Here is a 17,891-nt window from a genome sequence, read left to right on the forward strand (position 1 = left end):
CTGATTAGATCCAGATACGCAAGTGCGGGCTTTATCATCAAGATATCCGCTCCCTGCGCCTCGTCCTGCAGGCTTTCGTTGATCGCCTCAAATCTATTTGCGGGATCCATCTGGTAGCTGCTGCGGTCGCCGAAACTAGGCGCTGATTCCGCCACGTCGCGAAACGGCCCGTAATAGCCGCTGGCAAACTTGCTCGAATACGCCATAATCGGCAAATTTTCAAATCCGCCGCGATCGAGCGTCTCTCGCAAGGTAGCGATAATACCGTCCATCATGCCGCTGGGTGCGATCATATCCGCGCCCGCTTTGGCGTGGATGAGCGCCTGCTGCGCCGAAATTTCAAGCGTCGCGTCGTTATCCACCGTCTGATGCACATGATCGATGATGCCGCAGTGACCGTGGTCGGTGTATTCGCAAAAGCACAGATCGGTGATGACGAGCAAATTTGGAAATTTAGCCTTTATAGCGCGCAGCGAAGTAGCGATGATGCCGTCCTCGCTTAGCGCATCCGAGCCGATGCTGTCCTTTAGCGAAGGAATTCCAAAAAGTAAAATTTTATCTAGTCCTAGCGTCAAAAGGGTCTCGCACTCTTTTAAAATTTCGTCCAAGCTCATCTGAAATACGCCGGGCATCGAGGCGATCTCCTTTTTGATGCCGCTTCCTTCCACCACGAAAAGCGGATAGATTAGAAAGCGGGTTTGCAGATCGGTTTGTCGCACCAGATCCCTAAGCGCGGGGTTTATTCGTAGGCGTCTAAATCGTTTAAACATTATTTTTCCTTTTTTAGCTAGAATTGTGAGATTTATAATATCACAATCGGAGTAAATTTAAGCATGGATATAAAAATTTCAGAGGTCGCAAATCTCCCCTCCCGCTTCGGAAGCTTCCGCGTTCAGTCGTTTAAGCAAGGCGAGAAAGAGCATCTAGTGATATTTAAGCAACCTTTGGATGGCGTCGTAAACGTGCGGATCCACTCGGAGTGCCTTACCGGCGATGCGATCGGCAGCCTAAAGTGCGACTGCGGCGAACAGCTCGAAGCGAGCCTAAAATATATTGAAGAGCATGGCGGCATGGTGATCTATCTGCGTCAAGAGGGGCGTAATATCGGGCTTTTTAATAAAATCAACGCCTACGCTCTGCAAGATCAGGGGCTCGATACGATCGAAGCAAACCATCAGCTCGGCTTCAAAGCAGACGAGCGAACCTACGAGATCGTGGATTTCATACTCGCTCATTTTGGAGTTTCACGCATAAATCTGCTTACGAACAACCCGCAAAAGCTGCACGATCTGAAAGTCGAAGTGGTCGCGCGCGTGCCAATAATCATCACGCCGAATAAATTTAATGAAAACTATCTGCGCGTCAAAAAAGAGCAGATGGGGCATCTGCTGTGAAGCTTGCGCCGAGCGAGAACTTTAACGAGCAGATCGCTAAATTTAAAGCCTGTCTGCAAAAATTTAACCGCGTCCATAGCCTCACGAATTACGACGATTTGGACGCGGTGGTGCGAGACAGCCTAAGCGGAGCGAATTTCATACCGCGCTATCCGCGCATCGCGTGTGACATCGGCTCGGGAGCCGGCTTTCCGGGGATCTTTTTGGCACTCGCGCTGCCGCTGTGCGAGTGGCATCTGTTTGAGCCAAATCAAAAAAAAGCGGCGTTTCTAACCTACGCGAAGGTTAGTCTTGCGCTAGCTAACGTAAAAATCCACGCCGAACGCGTGCAAGACGGCGCAAAGCTGCGCGCCGATCTGATAAGCTCTCGGGCTTTGATGAACGCGCGAAGCTTAATTGAAATTTGCCGCGGCTTTTATGATGAAAACACTATGTTTTTGCTCTACAAAGGCTCGGGCGCAGAGGCGGAAGCGGCGGAATTCTGCAAGGAATTTGCAAGCGCGCGCTGCGAAATTTTTAGCGGCGAAAACGCTTTGAAAAATAGAAAATTTTTAGTGATCAAAGGGGTGAAATAATGGGAAAAATTCTAGCCGTCGCCGTCATCGCGGCGCTCATATATTTTTTGATAGTGCCTAGATTTCGCATAAAGAAAAAGGATGATGCGACCGAGCTTTTGGCGTGCGACGAGTGCGGGACATATTTTAGCAGCGATGAGCTTGCTCTGCGCGATAAAAAGCGCCTTTGCAAATCCTGCGAAGCCAAACTAAGGGGCGGCAAATGATCATCCTAGGCCACGCGCTCGTGCCCTACGAGCCGCTGTATCTCATCAAAAACGGCGACGAAGTTTTCAAATACGACAATCTGCTCTTTAAATTTAACGACAGACTCATCGCCGCGGCGCAAAAGGCGCAGAAAAAATTTAGCGTCATCACGAATGATATAAATGAAATTTTACTCGCAAACGGCGCAGGCGCGCGCTTCATCATCGTGGATAAAAAATCAGCCGCGGGCGCACAAAAGCTAGCCAATGATTATCTTTTCGACGCCAAGATCGCGATGTTTATCGGCTCTGCGCGGGCGCTAAAAAACTTAGCCGAGCTCGGAATCGATACGGCGATCTTTAAAGACGCGATCGCAAACGCGCCCAAATCGCTACTTGCAAGCATCGGAGACAGCGTAGGCTCGAAATTTCACTTCGGGCTTCCGAAAAAAGATGAAATTTTTGACGGCGCGCAAAAGCTCGCGGATAAAATTTCGGCTCTGGATAAAAAGCTAAGCGCGCCCGCAGCCGGCAAAAACGACGATATCTGGAAAAAATAGCAAAATCCTAAGCGAATTTGTTCGCGGGCGTAAAATTTCTATGACTCACGCAAATTAAAATTCCGCGCATAATTTTTTTTGCCTAGCCTCGTGGCTTAGAATTTAACGCGAGGTTTTATCCGCTTATGCGAATTGGATTCTGCGTGGAATTTTGCTCTCTTTCGCAAATTAGAATTCTGCGCGAAATTTCACGCGTCCTCTGCGAAATTCTCTCGCTTACTCAATTTAAAATTTTACCCGCTCGGATAGATTTCAATTTTACGTAGAATTTTGCCTGTCCTCGTGGCAAGAAATTTCAAATAGAATTTTATCCTCCAGCGCGATGCGAAATTTTGCTAAATTTTCTACGCGCTATATAAAATCTATGTAAATTTTACTCGCGCAATTAACGTAAATAAAATTCTGCCTCTGACTAAGCTTCATAGAATTTTGTAAAATTTTACTTACAGAACGATATAAATTCCTAGCCATTATTTTAAAATTTACTCGCGTTTTAGCTGCTTTTATACGCATGATAAGGATTTTTTAAAGCTAAAATTTTATATAATTATGCGTTTCAAAAAGGCATATTTTGAGTACTAAATTCTTTCTAGCGATCCTTGCGATAGGCGTTATAATGGGGCTTTGCGCAGGGCTCTTAAACTTCGGCATCAACGAAATTGAAACTTTTGCTTTCGGGCATAATGATGAGGAATTTCACATTATCACGGAGCAAACCACTGCGCTTAGGCGCTTTCTTAGCGTCCTCGCAGCTGGCGCAATCGTAACTTTAATTAGAATTCTGCTAATAAGACTAAAACCTTTTTTAAACGTATCTTCGATGATGGATGGGCGAAATCCGCCGTTTTGGCAAAATTTAATCCACTCGGTTTTGCAGCTAGTAGCCATCGCTCTGGGCGCACCGGTAGGCAGCGAGGCTGCTCCGCGCGAGCTAGGTGGCTTATTTGCAGCTAAAATTTGCCGCGCCTTAAATATCGGCGGAGATGAGCTTCGGCTATTTGTCGCATGCGGCGCTGGAGCGGGACTAGGCGCTGCATATAACGTCCCGCTAGCGGGCGCGCTTTTTAGCCTAGAAATTTTGCTTAAAAGCTTCGATACTCGAGCAATTTTATGCGCTTTTGCCACAAGTGCGGTGGCTACAGCTACAGCGGAATTTGGAGCTTCAAAAGAAATTTATTACGCGGTTTCGAACTTCGCCCCTACCCCGCAGAATTTACTCGCAGCGGCGCTAATCGGGCTTGTCACGGGAGTCACAGCGAAATACTTCCAAGACGGGGTGCGTTTGTGCGAAAAGCTGCGCATAAAAAGCCTTAAAATCGCGCTTACACTGCCATTTGCATTCTTGCTTACCGCGGCGATCGGCGCATACGTACCAGAAATTTTAGGTAACGGGCGCTCCGCAGCGCAGTTTGCTTTCAACTCCACATCCTTCAGCCCCTATTTGCTTGCGATTTTGCTTTGTAAGGCATTTTGCATTTTGATGATCTTTCGCTGCGGCGGATACGGCGGCACGCTAACGCCAAGCTTCGCGCTAGGTGCAGTTTTGGGGCTATGCGTAGGATTTGCGATCGGCGAAATTCTACCTATTAGCCTAAGCGCAGCGGGGGTTTGTGGAGGGGCTGCCTTTTTAGCGATCAACTTAAACGCGCCGCTTTGCGCCTTTGCCCTAAGTGCAGGATTTTGCGGACTAAATATCAACTCATATTCGGTCATCGTTTTTAGCATCGTATGCGCCGTGATTGCTAGAAATTTACTGACGAAAAATTTAGCGTAGTCGCAGCGCTGATAATTCATACGCTGCAAATCTGAATAGACGGGCGCGGCGATGATGGTCCAAGAACCTGCCCCGTCAGCATAGAGTGAGCGCGGTAGGTCGCAACATTGGGCTAGGGCGGAGCCGTAAGGATATGCGCCTAAGCTGATCGTTGGTAAATTTAAGATAAAATTTTGCCACTTTAACCAAAGGAGAAAACATGGGTTTACTTTCATTCGTAGCCGAAGCAGGCAAGAAACTACTAGGTCTAGGCGATGACGCCAAGCACGTAAAAGACGAGATCGCCACCAATCTCAGCTCTACGCCGGTAGAGGGGCTAGAGGTCGAGGTGCAGGGCGACACCGTCAAAATCAGCGGCAACGCCGATAAGGAAACTCTCGAAAAAGCAGCCCTCATCGCGGGCAACACAGCAGGCATTAAAAACGTGCAAATCGAGGGCATTAGAGAGGATAGCGCCGAGAACTACTACACCATCGTAAAGGGCGACAACCTATCTAAAATCGCGAAGAAATTCTACGGCGACGCGAACAAATACAAGATTATTTTCGACGCCAACCGCGAGGTTATCAAGGACGCAAACCTCATCTATCCGGGGCAGAAGATTAGAATTCCAAAAGCTTAAACTCGTCTTTGAATGCCGCAGCTTGATTTTTTGCAAGCCGCGAATTTTACTTTTGCGAACATTGCGCTGCGTTTATGCGAACTGCGTTTTATAAACCTGCGACGCAGCGCGATTTTGGCGAGCTAAATTTTACTAGTTAGCGAGGCGCCGCGGTCTTTACGTTTTACGAGGCACGGTTTTACGAGCCTGTTGCGGCGGATAGTAATTTATCCACCGCACTTGCTGCGCGCTGCCATCCTATTTGAGAACATATAAAACGCTTTGAAATTCTATTTATAAAGAGCTAAATTTGGATAAATTTAAAATCAGCACTACGCTAGAAAAGGCCAAGTCTAGGGATTACGACAAATATCCGATAATCATCAAAGACAACGCGATAGAGATGATAAAGCTATATCTGCCGATTGTATTTATTTTGGACTTTCTTTCACATTTTGCACCATACAGACCACCACATCCAGGAGAGCTAAATGAACGCCCAAAAGAGCTAGGAAGTTGCTATATTAAATTTAAAAATTCCGCCATAGAATATTTTTCTACGAAGAAGAATTTAGTCCTGCTCGAAATAAAATTATCAAATATAGTGGGGATAAAACGAACCTTTGGGCCTTCCCAACCCCAATTGCCGACAATCACAAAAAAGTTTGTAATTAGCGTCGTTATGATCTACTTCGTTTTGATGTCTACGGTTTTTTACTTTAAGGGCTATGCAATAGCCCCATTCATAGTGCCGATAGCATTTGGGCTCGGCATGCTTCCATTGCTAATTTTTAGGATAATAAACGGGCTAGGGCTTGGACTGGATATGCTAAGCGGCGATAGTTTGATTATCTTTGATAAGCATTTCATTATCGACGCCTCGATTTTAACGAGCAGCGAATACAAGGAGCTAAAAACCTATTTTCTATTAAAAACGGGAAAAAATTTAGATAAAATTCGGCCGCAAATTTTTATATAAGCTAGGAGTAAAGAGCAGGTTTTAGACGTAAAGCAAGAATTTGATAAGCAGCTAAGCGATAAATATTTAGAAAATAGCCTCGTATGAAATCAAAATTTAATAAAGAGCTAGACGGACCAAATTATCTTTTAAGAGTTAAAAATTTTTAGCAAAAATACCGCCTAAATTTCAAAATTTAGGCGCGCAGCGGATTTAAGTATTCGCCGAGTTTTGCTAAAATTAGCTTTGTCACTAAGCTGCTTGAATAGCTAAAAAGTGGCAACATCAAAATAGAAAGGAGGCGGCAATGAGTAAAAAATCCATTGCTTTAGGCGCTGCGATACTTTGCGGCGGACTAAGCCTAAACGCCGAGGTCGCGACGACGCAGAGCGTGCAAATAGATCTGAAATTTAACGCCGCAAATTTTATGCAAGAAAGCGTGATCGTAGGCGGCAAAAAGATAAAATTTCGCGCCTACAAAAACATAATCTACGTCGCAAAACCCGTAAGCGCGCACTATCAGAGCATGAATATCTTCATCCCGCAGCAATATTTTGATGGGCGCAAGGGCGGTAAATTTGACGCTGCGAGCGCGCCGATATTTTTACCAAACGGCGTGGGCGGCTACATGCCGGGCGAAGCGGGCGAGGTCAAAATAAACGAAAGCGGCAAGCCAAACGCGATCGCTACGGCGCTTTCGCGCGGTTACGTCGTAGCCGCTCCCGCAGCGCGCGGACGCACGTTAAAAGGCGCAAACGGCGATTATATCGGCAAGGCGCCCGCAGCGATCGTCGATCTAAAGGCAGCCGTGCGGTATCTGAAATTTAACGACGCGGTGATGCCGGGGGACGCGAATAAGATCATCTCAAACGGCACGAGCGCAGGCGGAGCGCTCTCGGCGCTTTTGGGCGCGAGCGGGGACGAGGCCGCGTACGAGCCGTATCTGCAGGAGCTGAGCGCTGCGAATGCGAGCGATAAAATTTACGCGGCGTCGGTATACTGCCCGATCACAAATCTAAAGCACGCGGATGCGGCGTATGAGTGGATGTTCGGCGCGCAGAGCGAATATGAAAAGATGGATTTTAGCGGCTTTGATGCAGCGGGATTTAACGAGCGCGGCGAAAATTCTAGCGGCGCTGAAAAAAAATCCAAAAAAGACGCAAATCAAAGCGCCGCAAAGCCCGCGCGCAAGATGCTAAGCGGCAAATTAAGCGCAGCGCAGATTAAAATTTCAGACGAGCTAAAGGCGCAATTCCCAGCCTATCTGAACTCGCTAAACTTAAAGGACGGAGGCGGCCGCGCGCTAAGCTTGGATAAAAACGGCGACGGCAGCTTCAAGGACTACATAAACGGACTCATATCGGCATCGTTTGCTAATTTTGCGGCGAAAAATCCGCGCGCGAAGGCGCCCCTATACCTAGCCGCCAAGATCAAGGACGACGCGTCGCAATCGCATATGCTTTTTTGGGGCTATGCAACTGCCGAGCCGCGCGCCAAGACCCCGCCCGCATTCGACGGCTTTGCGCTTGAAAATCCCGAAAACGAGCTGTTCGGCGGCGCTAAATTTAATGCGGCGCATTTTACTGATTTTAGCGCGATGAATGACCCCGCCAAAGGGGTGCTAATCGCAGATGTGCGGATCGTAGAGATGATGGATGCGATGAGCTTCGTGCGCAACGAAAACGGCGCGAAGCATTACCGCATCCGATACGGCGCGAGCGATCGCGATACGGCGCTTGCAATCCCCGCGATTTTGGCGCTTAGCTTGCAAAATGCGGGCAAGAACGTCGATTTTGCAGTGCCTTGGGGGCAAGGACACGGCGGCGATTACGATCTGGATGAGCTTTTTAGCTGGATCGACGAAATAGTCGCGCGCTAGATTTAACGGGCAGAATTTCATCTTAGAATTTAGAATTTTGCCCGTAGTTCTGCCCTAAATTTTATCGTCTAAAGCTCGCTCTAGCAGATACGCTAAGCGGGGTAAAATTCTGCCGCGAAATTCTCTATCACGTTAAAATTTTGGCATCGCCGCAAGGCGCGCAACGGCTTGAAATTTTGCAGTCACCATTCAAAAAATTCCATAGAATTTTATCGCGGCAAAACGGCGCGAATTAAATTTTATCGGCTGCGACGATTTATGACGCGGAATTTTAGCGCGATCCACGCTAAAATTTCGGCACAATCAAATTCTGCGGGCTAAATTTAAATTTAAAAACCGAAGTATGCGATAAAATTTCACAGCGTTTATGCACTTCCGATCGCAAGAATTTGAGCACGCAGGTATCGTGCATGAGCGCGCATTCGACGCGCGGGTGATTAAAAATCCGCCAAAATGAACGTAAAAACCCAAAGAAGCACGGTAAGCAGCCTAAATTTAAAGGCGCACATTTCACGATCTCCCGCAGGTCCAAGCCCACTTTTGCTATCCATTAGGCCTACTTCAATAATCTATCGGTACCCAAAAGCGCCGTTTGGAATCTGTATCTTTGCGACGTGTGTATAAATTTCATAATTTAACGGCGCTTTTAAGCACCGCTTAGCCTATAAAGACCAACGCACGCCGCGGCAGCATCGTTTCCTAAAACCGGGCGTGCTAGCATCTTTGCGGCAGCGGCACAACTCGGCGCCAAATTTAACGCTAGCTAGCATTGCACCGCCTTTAGCTCGCGCGGTAGGCGCTCTATCTATAGCAACGCAACTTCGGCATTAAATTTAAACGCGCTGTCTTTGCGCTGGCTCTCTAGCTTGCGTACGGCGGGCGCCGCCTGCGATGACGCCTTTATGCAAGCTGCTTTTTGCCGCGCCGCGCTGCGCCGCAACAAAATAGCTTTTAAAATTTTAACACCCTAGCCTTTCGCGATCTCGTAAAAACCATCTTTAAAAACAACCTTACCCGCATCCGCAAGACGCTTTAAAAGCTGCGCGCTCGCTTCGTCAAACATCGCCTCCACGTCGCTCGTGCGCTGCGGACGGCGCGAGAGAGTACGCAGAATTTCATCCTCGCTGAAGCTCAGCCGCTCGCTTGCGTATTTGGGCGCAGCGATGATATTTACATTTTGATTTTCGATGAAAGTGGCCAGATAGCGCAGCTGCGCCTCGCTCACACCCTGCACGCGATATGCGGGCGGGCGATCGATAGTGCCAAGATCTACGCGGTGCGGATTGATACGCGCCAGAGCCGCATTCAGCGCCGCAAAGTCCTCTTGTGTGTCATTTAGCCCGCGCACGACTAGGATTTCGATATCAAGCTCGCCGCGAAACTTGCGCGCGAAATCTGCGATCGCGCTTACGATATCCTCGGCGCTAATGCCTGCGTGCGGGCCGTCCACCTTGCGAAAGCTTTTCGCAAGCGCGCTATCTAGTGAAAATTTGCAGATATCAAGTTTCATTAAAGTAGCGCTGTTTTCGCGCACGAGCGAGCCGTTTGAGAGCACAAGCAGCTTCTGCGGCAGGTTCAGCGCCTTTAGCGCGCCCACGAGCTCTGCAAAGCGCGGATGTAGCGTAGGCTCGCCGTTTGCCGTGATCGTGATGACGTCAATGCCCGCGTGGTTTTGCAGCGCGGTTTTCAGCTCGGCGATGACCGGGCCGATCTCACAGGGCTCGCTCATTGCGCTTACCGGCTTGCCCGCGCCCAGCTCGCAATAGACGCAGTTGAAGTTGCACTGCTTGCGCTGCGGGCTCAGGTCGATGCCGAGGCTGCGCCCGAACCTACGCGAGGCGACGGGCCCGAAAATATATCTCATTTTTGCTCCATGATTTGATTTATGTGCAGCGGCGTTTTTAGCGCAAGATTTTGCTTTAAATTTTGCTTTGCGGAATTTTAATTTGCAAAATTTTAATTTGAAATTCCGCGTCGTGAAATTTTGCTGAAATTTGCTTTTAAAAATTTAGCTAGAAAATCCCGCTTTTAAATTCTACGTAGCAAATTTATACCGATCTTAAGCCTCGCGCCAATAACGCTTTGCATCGAGCTTTTAAAATTCTACGTAGCAAATTTATGCCTTGGAATTTAACTTCCGCGCGCCGAAATTTGGCGCTACTTTTATGCGAAATTTCACTTCCGCGCGTCGCCCCCGCTACGGCGGAATTTTAAACTTAGAGTTTTAAATTTATCCTTAAATTTAGGGCGTGCGAGCTATAAATTTAAAGCGCGGGCTAAATTTAAAATCGCAAGCTCGCGGTATTTTTACGCCGCCGCATACATAGCGCGTAAAATTTTAAGTCTCGCTCGATGTAAAAGCGACGTAAAATTTCAAATTTCGGCTAAGCTTTAAAATTTAGCGATACCGCCGCGCTAAAACGGCACAGAATTTTAAAATTTTAAAGCTTTGCGTTCTGCGCGCTGTTTTGGCGGCGTAAAAGCGGTGCAAAATTTAAAATTTATGGGCAGCGGAAAAAACGCACAGAAGCAAAGCAAGCGACACAAGCGAGCAAAATTTTAAACTACGGCTATATGAAATTTCACAGCGGCGCGCTGCAAGCAAGCTCTCGCAAAATAAGGTTTTAGCGCGCGCTTAGCTCGTGCACCAGATCCACCAGATATTTGGCGTTTTGCACGCTCACATCGGGCAAAATCCCATGGCCTAGATTAAAGATATGCGCAGCACCTTTCATCGCTGCTAAAATCTCGCGCACGCCCGATTCTATCGCGCCTCGGTCGTATAGCCGCATCGGCTCCAGGTTGCCCTGAAGCGCAAATTTGCCCCCGAGCTGTTCGCGCGCAAGCCCGATCGGAGTGCTCCAATCCACGCCCCATACGTCAAAGCTCGCCTCGCCTCGCTGCCCCGCGATACGGCTCAGCCGCGACATCTGCGCGCCCGTGCCCTTGGCAAAGACGATTAGCGGGGTATGCGGAAATTTTGCCTTTAAAAATTCCGTGATCTCTAAGATGTATCGCCAGCCGAACTCCTCGTACGCGCTCGGCTCCAGCGCGCCCGCCCAGCTGTCGAAGATCTGCACCGCATCGACGCCCGAGCCGATCTGGCGCGCCAGATAAAGCTTCGTCGCCTCAGTAACTAGGCGCAAAATTTCATGCAAAAGCTGCGGATTTTCGTAAAGCATCCTTTTGCAAACGGCGTAATTTTTGCTGCTGCCGCCCTCGATCATATAGGTAGCGATAGTCCACGGCGCGCCGCAAAAGCCGATGAGCGCTTTATCCGCGGCAAGGCGAGAGCGAGTAAGCGAGATCGTATCATAAACGTATCCGAGCTCCGCCGCAGCCTTTTGCGGATCTAGGCGCACCAGATCGCCCCGGGAGCGGATCGGATCGCTAAATTTCGGTCCCTCGCCCGCTTCGAAGCGCAGATCCATCCCCATCTGCATCGGAACGACCAAAATATCGCTAAAAAGTATCGCCGCATCGACGCCCAAAATCTCCACGGGCTGGATCGTTACCTCGCTAGCGGCGCGATAGTCACGGCACAGGCTTAAAAAATCGCCCGCCCTCTCGCGCACCGCCATGTATTGCGGCAGGTAGCGCCCCGCCTGGCGCATCATCCAAATGGGCATGTATGGGGTCTCTTTGCCGAAGCATGCGTCGATGAAAACCATTTTTATCCTTTAAATTTACTCAAAATATACAAAGCCAAACAAACCGCGAAGATAGCCCCTGCGAGCAAAAGCATATCCAAAGGGGTAGTAAAATCGGCGTGCAAAATTCTCTTGAAAAAATCCACTACGAGCACCATTATGATGACGCTGCCGAGTTTATGCTTCAGCTCATCTAGCGAGGCGATCTTTAAAACTTGTAAATTTAGATCCACAAACTCGTCGATAAACAGCTCATAAATTCCAAATACGAAGATTAGCAGCACGATAGCGACCAAATATAGATCGATCGCCGTTATTATCTCGCTTAAAATATCGACGTAAAACGCTCGCTCGCTCTGCGGAGCTAGAAAAAATTCTACGATTTTATAGATCGCGGAGCCGATTTCGTAGCTTGCGATCACAAATATCGCTGCGCCTGCCGCGATGCAAAAAAGCACGGGCAGGAGGGTTAAAAATTTGCTGCAAAGTAAAAATTTCTCAAATATAGCTTTCATTTTTTCCTTAAATTTTAATTCGGGTAGCCGCTCCGCAAACGGACGTATAAATTTAAAAACCGCTTCATGCCGAAGCGTTCGTTTAAATTTACACTCGTTTGCAGCTGCATAAATTTATCTCTTTTGATCGCGTCCGTTTGAGTCTTTAAAATTTTGCGCCAGGTTAAAGGCGCAAAATTTTAGCTTGCGGCGTTAAATTTTAACTAGGCTGATTTGCAAATTTATTCGCGCGACCTCGGCGCCGAAATCATGCGCGCGACCGTATCCGCGCACAAAAACTCGGCAGCCTTGCTAAATTATCTTACTTGTCTTGCTGCATATCGATCCAGCGAAGCGCGATGCGCACGGCGTTCGTAGCCGCTCCGACGCGGATCTGATCGGCGCTGCACCAAAGATGCAGAATTTTATCGTCGAAATTGTCCCTGCGGAGCCTGCCGACGTAGGTTTCGTTCGTATCGCTAGAAAGCAGCGGCATAGGGTACTCGTTTTTGCTCGGATCGTCTACAAGCACGATGCTAGGCGCGTTTCTTAAAATTTCGCGCACGCGGCTAATCTCGAAATCCTTTTTAAATTTTATCGTGATCGCCTCGCTGTGGCTGCGAAGTACCGGCACGCGCACGCAGGTAGCCGAAACGGCAAAGTTTTTATGCAAAATTTTCTGCGTTTCGTTCACCATCTTCATCTCTTCTTTGGTGTAGTCGTTGTCCAAAAAGACGTCGATGTGCGGGATGACATTCATCGCGATCTGATGCGGGAAAACCTTCGGCTCGCACTCATCAAGCTTAAAAGCGAAAAACTGCTGCAACTGCCCTACAAGCTCGCTCATACCCTCTTTACCTGCGCCGCTCGTCGCTTGGTAGGTGCTTACGTCCACGCGCTCGATATCAAACGCGTCATCAAGCGGCTTAAGAATTTGAACCATCTGGATGGTAGAGCAGTTCGGATTAGCGATTATGCCTGTCTTTTCCCATAGCTTTATATCCTGCGGGTTGCACTCAGGCACGACGAGCGGAACGTCCTCTTGCATGCGAAAGTGGCTCGTGTTGTCGATCACCACCGCGCCGCTTGCCGCAGCAAATGGCACGTAATGCGCCGAAATGGAGCCGCCCGCGCTAAAAAACGCGATGTCGATCTCGTTTTCATCGAAGGTACTGTCCGTTAGCTCCCTCACGACGTATTCTTTGCCGCGAAATTCCACCTTCTCGCCCGCGCTCTTTGCGCTCGCAAGCGGCAGTATGTCCTTCACGGGGAAGTTCATCTCGTCTAAGACGCGCAAAATCTCCTCGCCTACGGCGCCGGTAGCGCCTACGATGGCGATATTGTAACTACTCATCCTCTCCTCCTTTTAAAATTTCATCGCTAGGGCCGTCGCTCTGCGAATCTTTACTATCTAAATTTGAATTTAATAAATTTTCATCCTGCGCAAGCTTGTCCGCTTCGCCCTCGTCGCCTTCCTCGGCTTTCGGGCAGGTCGCGATACTCACGACGTCATCGCCCTCGACATTTACGACGATAACGCCACTGGTGTTGCGGCCCGCTTTGCGGATGCTTTGCATATCGACGCGGATCATCTTACCGCTCGTAGTTAGCACCATGAGATCCATCTCCTCATCGACCATCACGACGCCGATAAGCTCGCCCGTGCGGTTGGTGAGCTTCATGCAGATGACGCCCTTGCCGCCGCGGTTTGTGAGGCGATACTCGCTCGCGGTAGTGCGCTTGCCGATACCCTTTTGGCTCACGCTTAAAATTTCTTGCATATCGCTTAGAATAAACGCGGCGCCGATGACCTCGTCGCCTTTTTCTTTAAATTTAATCCCCTTTACGCCGCGAGCGATGCGCCCCATCTGGCGAATTTTATTTAGATTAAATTTAAGACACATTCCCTTTTTCGTAGCGATGAAAAGCATATTTTCGTTGGCGCTTTGCGGTTCGCCCTCTTGTGCGCCCTCGTCTTGCGAAATTTCATCTGAAATTTCATTCTCGCTTCCCTCCAAAATATCCTGCTCGGTCTGCTCTAGGGCTTCTTCAGCCTCGCCGCCGTCCAGATCATCGCCGCTTAGAGCGCCTCCTTTGTAGTTTTGCATCTCCTCGGCGCTGTTTGGAGCGATGAGCGCAGTCACCAGCGTATCGTCCTCATCTAGGCTGATAGCGCGGATGCCGAGTGAGCGGATGTTTTTAAACTCGCTTAAATTCGTGCGTTTTACTATGCCGTTGCGAGTGAAAAATACGAGCGACTTACTCGGATCAAAATCGGTCGTAGGAATGATCGCCATGATCTTTTCGTCCGCACCGAGCTGAATTAAATTTACGACCGCCTTGCCCTTTGCGGTGCGCGAGCCCTCCGGAATTTTATAGACCTTAAGCCAGTAAAGCTGCCCGCGGTCGGTGATAAACATAAGCGTATCGTGAGTATTGCTCGTAAAAAAGCTCTCGATGAAGTCATCGTCGTACGTCGTGACCGCCACGCGCCCCTTACCGCCGCGCTTTTGCTTCTCGTAAGTCTTGCTAGGCACGCGCTTGATGTAGCCGCGGTGAGTGATCGTAACGACCATATTTTCATTCGCGATTAGATCTTCGATGTCGATATCCTCGTAGTCATCGACGATTTCGGTGATGCGCGGGCATTTAAATTTATCCTTGATCTCCAAAAGCTCATCTTTGATGATGCCTTCGATTAGCTCCTCGCTCTTTAGGATCGCATCAAGCCGCTTTATCTCGGCTAAAATTTCTTTTAGCTCCTCCTCGATCTTTTCGCGCTCAAGTCCCGTTAAGCGGCTTAGCCTCATATCCAAAATCGCGCCCGATTGTGCTTCGCTAAGGCCGAATCTGCTCATTAAATTTTCACGCGCGACGTTGGTGTCGGCGGAGTTTCTAATCACATCGATTACTTCGTCGATATTATCTAGCGCAATCTTTAAGCCCTCTAAGATGTGCGCTCTAGCGCGCGCTTTTTGAAGCTCAAAAATTGTACGGCGGATGATGACGGTTTTTCTATGGTTCAAAAACAGCTTCAAAAGCTCTATCAGCGTGAAAATCTTCGGCTCTTTGCCGTCGATTGCAAGCATTATCACGCCGAAGGTCGCCTCCATCGTGGTTTGCTTAAATAGATTATTCAGCACGATCTCGCTCATCGCGTCGCGCTTAAGCTCGATTACTACGCGAATTCCGTCGCGATCGCTCTCGTCGCGCACTTCGGAGATCCCTTCGATCTGCTTTTCTTTTACGAGATCTGCGATCTGCTCGATCAGGCGCGCCTTATTGGTTTGATACGGCAGCTCGTCGATTACGATGACATCTTTACTAGCTTTTTTTTCGATATGGGTTTTAGCGCGAATTTTAACGCGCCCTCTGCCCGTTTTATACGCTTCGATGATCCCCTTTTTGCCGTAGATTATGCCGCCGGTCGGAAAATCAGGGCCCTTGATCTCGCCCATTATCTCCTCTAGGCTTGCGTTTTTATTCTCAAGTAGTATCAAAAGACCGCCCACGAGCTCATCTAGGCTGTGCGGCGGGATATTCGTCGCCATTCCAACGGCGATTCCGCTCGAGCCGTTAAGCAGCAAATTCGGCACGCGCGCAGGCAGGACGTCGGGTTCGTTCAGGCTCTCGTCGTAGTTCGGCACGAAATCGACCGTCTCTTTATCCAGGTCTTTTAGCAGTTCCTCGGCTAGCGGCGTCATACGCGCTTCGGTATACCTCATCGCCGCCGCGCCGTCGCCGTCGATCGAACCGAAGTTGCCTTGACCGTCGACGGAAGGAATTCTCATCGAAAAGCTCTGCGCCATTCGCACGAGCGCATCATAAACGGCGATATCGCCGTGCGGATGGTATTTACCGATGACGTCTCCTACTATACGGGCGGATTTTTTGTAAGGCTGGCGAGAGCCCACGCCAAGATCGTTCATCGCATATAAAATTCGCCTATGCACCGGCTTTAGGCCGTCTCTGGCGTCCGGCAGCGCACGACCGATGATAACGCTCATCGAGTAATCAAGATAGCTCGTCTTGATTGATTCTTCGACGTCGATATCGATGATTTCTTGATTTTCAAACATATTTGATTGCATAAATATCCTTTTAAATTTTAAAGCGCGATTATAGCGAATTATTCTTTTGCATTAGCTAAAACCAAGCCGCACACGGGCATAAAGCCACCCTGCATTAAAGTCTCGCGCGCTTGCAGCATGCTAAGGCCTGAAGTGATGATGTCGTCTACTAGGATCACGGGGAATTGCGGCGGGGTTAAAATTTTAAAATTTCGCTTGTGCTTTAGGCGAAATTCCAAACTCTGCCCGCTGTATTTGACGCGATTTTGCGCGCGCAGGCAGTGAAATTTAGGCTCGATTAGCTCGCTTTTTAGCGCGCGGGCTAAGATCGCCGTGTGCGAATAGCCACTGCGTATGTCATCATCCAGCGGCACGGCATTAAATTTAAAAACCCCGTCCGTTTTAAACGCTTCGTAATTTTGCGGATTTGCAGAAATTTCGCGCTGTAGATGAAGCGGAAATTTCGCTAAGCTTAAAGAGGCTATGCGCGCAAGCACCGCAGCGCCGTATTCGTGGTGTTTAGAAAGTATAAGCTCGCGAATTTCTGAGTAGCCGTAGTAGTAAAATACGCTAAAGCCCTCCACCTGCCGCATACCTAGGCGGCATTCGGCTAAATTTGCGGCGCAGGCGGCGCAGATCGTGCGCAGGCTAAACGCGCCGCAATTTACGCAGCGCATCTAAAGCGTCAAGATGATTTGATCGGCAGATTTTTTGATGATGTCGCCAAGTAAGCTTTGCACAAAAGGATTAAGCGATCTAGCCGTACGAAGCGCGGTAAATTGGCTCTGATCCTGTGAAACGCGCTTGGTGGTGGTTTTGTTGCCCTGCACGATAGAAATCGCGACCTCGCCTCTTGCGCTCATATTTTCCTTTGAGTAGCCGTTGATCGCCGCCGAGATGCTTCTAATATTTACGGTTACGATATTCGGGCTTGCCGGATCGATCCTTACGCCGCGAGCCTCAAGCTCCGCGCGCAAAGCCTTATCGAACCACGCCGAGAGATTGTTTTTTAAAAGCACTTCATCGACGAGTTTGCCGTCGTTATCGTTTATAACGGCGATTACCATCTGATTTTCGCGCTGATCGTTGATCGCGTTGATATTTACCGACTTGCCGCTTACGGTCTGATCGGCCTTAGAAAGATACGGATTTAGGCTGATGACGCTGCTGGTTTGCGAGCAAGCGACAAAAAATAGCGCAAATACGCCGAGTAAAAATTTTTTCATTTCGATCCTTTTTCTGAAATTCGGGCGCATTGTAGCACTAAATTTAAAATTTATAGATTTTTTTGTATCATTGTAAGATCAAAGGAGAAATTTTGCAAGCACTCGCTTTAAAATACAGACCCAAAAGCTTCGATCAGCTCATCGGTCAGGACGCCGTCGCCAAAAGCCTCGCGCACGCGCTGGATTCGGGCAGGCTGAGCCACGCATATCTTTTCAGCGGACTTCGCGGCAGCGGCAAAACCTCGACGGCTAGGATTTTTGCCAAAGCGCTTTTATGCGATAAAGGCCCTACCGGCAAGCCGTGCGAGGTCTGCAATAACTGCGTAATGGCAAACGAGGGGCGCCACATCGACATCATCGAGATGGACGCCGCCAGCCACCGCAAGATCGACGATATCCGCGAGCTCATCGAACAGACGAAGTATCATCCCGCAAGCGCGCGCTTTAAAATTTTCATCATCGACGAGGTGCATATGCTCACCAAAGAGGCTTCCAACGCGCTTTTAAAGACGCTTGAGGAGCCGC

At 48.9% G+C, this 17,891-nt stretch carries 17 protein-coding genes; 9 read left to right on the forward strand and 8 right to left on the reverse strand.

Annotated features, from left to right (window positions below):
* Window positions 1–770 (reverse strand): porphobilinogen synthase (gene hemB / locus Q0372_RS05790; protein ID WP_298103682.1); only part of this gene is annotated, 770 nt, incomplete at its 3' end.
* 63 nt (window positions 771–833) lie between these two features.
* Here hemB and ribA point away from each other — a divergent pair.
* The 8 genes from ribA (at window position 834) to Q0372_RS05830 (ending at window position 7,926) form a co-directional block, all read left to right on the forward strand.
* Window positions 834–1,394, forward strand: coding sequence for a GTP cyclohydrolase II (ribA, locus tag Q0372_RS05795; protein ID WP_297880938.1), 561 nt, complete (start codon window positions 834–836; stop codon window positions 1,392–1,394).
* Window positions 1,391–1,969, forward strand: a complete 579-nt coding sequence (rsmG, locus tag Q0372_RS05800) for a 16S rRNA (guanine(527)-N(7))-methyltransferase RsmG (RefSeq protein ID WP_297880936.1) — start codon at window positions 1,391–1,393, stop codon at window positions 1,967–1,969. Before ribA ends, rsmG begins: the two co-directional genes overlap by 4 nt.
* On the forward strand, window positions 1,969–2,175 hold the full coding sequence (locus tag Q0372_RS05805; protein ID WP_005872661.1) for a hypothetical protein: 207 nt from the start codon (window positions 1,969–1,971) through the stop codon (window positions 2,173–2,175). Before rsmG ends, Q0372_RS05805 begins: the two co-directional genes overlap by 1 nt.
* Window positions 2,172–2,714 carry a hypothetical protein gene (locus tag Q0372_RS05810; protein ID WP_298103686.1) on the forward strand — a complete coding sequence of 181 codons (543 nt, stop codon included), beginning with the start codon at window positions 2,172–2,174 and terminating at the stop codon, window positions 2,712–2,714. Before Q0372_RS05805 ends, Q0372_RS05810 begins: the two co-directional genes overlap by 4 nt.
* Window positions 2,715–3,285: 571 nt before the next feature.
* Window positions 3,286–4,488, forward strand: coding sequence for a chloride channel protein (locus tag Q0372_RS05815; protein WP_298103689.1), 1,203 nt, complete (start codon window positions 3,286–3,288; stop codon window positions 4,486–4,488).
* Between the two features lie 199 nt (window positions 4,489–4,687).
* Window positions 4,688–5,110, forward strand: a complete 423-nt coding sequence (lysM, locus tag Q0372_RS05820) for a peptidoglycan-binding protein LysM (RefSeq protein WP_291939442.1) — start codon at window positions 4,688–4,690, stop codon at window positions 5,108–5,110.
* A 289-nt stretch (window positions 5,111–5,399) separates the two neighbouring features.
* Window positions 5,400–6,068, forward strand: a complete 669-nt coding sequence (locus tag Q0372_RS05825; protein ID WP_298103692.1) for a hypothetical protein — start codon at window positions 5,400–5,402, stop codon at window positions 6,066–6,068.
* 286 nt (window positions 6,069–6,354) lie between these two features.
* A complete protein-coding gene (locus Q0372_RS05830; RefSeq protein WP_298103695.1) occupies window positions 6,355–7,926 on the forward strand; it encodes a subtype B tannase in 1,572 nt (523 codons plus the stop codon).
* A 967-nt stretch (window positions 7,927–8,893) separates the two neighbouring features.
* Here the strand turns inward: Q0372_RS05830 and Q0372_RS05835 are convergent.
* The 7 genes from Q0372_RS05835 to Q0372_RS05865 form a co-directional block, all read right to left on the reverse strand.
* Window positions 8,894–9,790, reverse strand: coding sequence for a radical SAM protein (locus Q0372_RS05835; protein ID WP_298103698.1), 897 nt, complete (start codon window positions 9,788–9,790; stop codon window positions 8,894–8,896).
* A gap of 760 nt (window positions 9,791–10,550) precedes the next feature.
* Entirely contained in the window at window positions 10,551–11,597 is a 1,047-nt protein-coding gene (gene hemE, locus Q0372_RS05840; RefSeq protein WP_298103702.1) for a uroporphyrinogen decarboxylase, read from the reverse strand.
* Window positions 11,598–11,599: 2 nt separating this feature from the next.
* Entirely contained in the window at window positions 11,600–12,091 is a 492-nt protein-coding gene (locus tag Q0372_RS05845; protein ID WP_298103706.1) for a YqhA family protein, read from the reverse strand.
* Between the two features lie 301 nt (window positions 12,092–12,392).
* The gene (locus tag Q0372_RS05850) at window positions 12,393–13,424 is read right to left on the reverse strand and encodes an aspartate-semialdehyde dehydrogenase (RefSeq protein WP_298103709.1); all 1,032 of its coding nucleotides are present in this window, start codon (window positions 13,422–13,424) and stop codon (window positions 12,393–12,395) included.
* The gene (gyrA, locus tag Q0372_RS05855; RefSeq protein WP_298103722.1) at window positions 13,417–16,149 is read right to left on the reverse strand and encodes a DNA gyrase subunit A; all 2,733 of its coding nucleotides are present in this window, start codon (window positions 16,147–16,149) and stop codon (window positions 13,417–13,419) included. The genes Q0372_RS05850 and gyrA overlap by 8 nt, the downstream gene beginning before the upstream one ends.
* A 50-nt stretch (window positions 16,150–16,199) precedes the next feature.
* The gene (locus Q0372_RS05860) at window positions 16,200–16,817 is read right to left on the reverse strand and encodes a ComF family protein (RefSeq protein ID WP_298103713.1); all 618 of its coding nucleotides are present in this window, start codon (window positions 16,815–16,817) and stop codon (window positions 16,200–16,202) included.
* Window positions 16,818–17,366 (reverse strand): YajG family lipoprotein, encoded by a 549-nt coding sequence (locus Q0372_RS05865; protein ID WP_298103716.1) that lies wholly within the window; start codon window positions 17,364–17,366, stop codon window positions 16,818–16,820.
* A gap of 92 nt (window positions 17,367–17,458) precedes the next feature.
* On the opposite strand from Q0372_RS05865, the gene Q0372_RS05870 reads away from it, so the two are divergent.
* Window positions 17,459–17,891 (forward strand): AAA family ATPase (locus tag Q0372_RS05870; RefSeq protein WP_298103719.1); only part of this gene is annotated, 433 nt, incomplete at its 3' end.

Source organism: uncultured Campylobacter sp., from assembly GCF_937997405.1.
Lineage (GTDB): Bacteria > Campylobacterota > Campylobacteria > Campylobacterales > Campylobacteraceae > Campylobacter_B.

Coding starts and splice junctions, on each gene's coding strand:
- ribA (WP_297880938.1), top strand. CDS start 834: ATGGATATAAAAATTTCAGAGGTCGCAAATCTCCCCTCCCGCTTCGGA.
- Q0372_RS05805 (WP_005872661.1), top strand. CDS start 1,969: ATGGGAAAAATTCTAGCCGTCGCCGTCATCGCGGCGCTCATATATTTT.
- Q0372_RS05810 (WP_298103686.1), top strand. CDS start 2,172: ATGATCATCCTAGGCCACGCGCTCGTGCCCTACGAGCCGCTGTATCTC.
- lysM (WP_291939442.1), top strand. CDS start 4,688: ATGGGTTTACTTTCATTCGTAGCCGAAGCAGGCAAGAAACTACTAGGT.
- Q0372_RS05830 (WP_298103695.1), top strand. CDS start 6,355: ATGAGTAAAAAATCCATTGCTTTAGGCGCTGCGATACTTTGCGGCGGA.
- Q0372_RS05835 (WP_298103698.1), bottom strand. CDS start 9,790: ATGAGATATATTTTCGGGCCCGTCGCCTCGCGTAGGTTCGGGCGCAGC.
- hemE (WP_298103702.1), bottom strand. CDS start 11,597: ATGGTTTTCATCGACGCATGCTTCGGCAAAGAGACCCCATACATGCCC.
- Q0372_RS05845 (WP_298103706.1), bottom strand. CDS start 12,091: ATGAAAGCTATATTTGAGAAATTTTTACTTTGCAGCAAATTTTTAACC.
- Q0372_RS05850 (WP_298103709.1), bottom strand. CDS start 13,424: ATGAGTAGTTACAATATCGCCATCGTAGGCGCTACCGGCGCCGTAGGC.
- gyrA (WP_298103722.1), bottom strand. CDS start 16,149: ATGTTTGAAAATCAAGAAATCATCGATATCGACGTCGAAGAATCAATC.
- Q0372_RS05860 (WP_298103713.1), bottom strand. CDS start 16,817: ATGCGCTGCGTAAATTGCGGCGCGTTTAGCCTGCGCACGATCTGCGCC.
- Q0372_RS05865 (WP_298103716.1), bottom strand. CDS start 17,366: ATGAAAAAATTTTTACTCGGCGTATTTGCGCTATTTTTTGTCGCTTGC.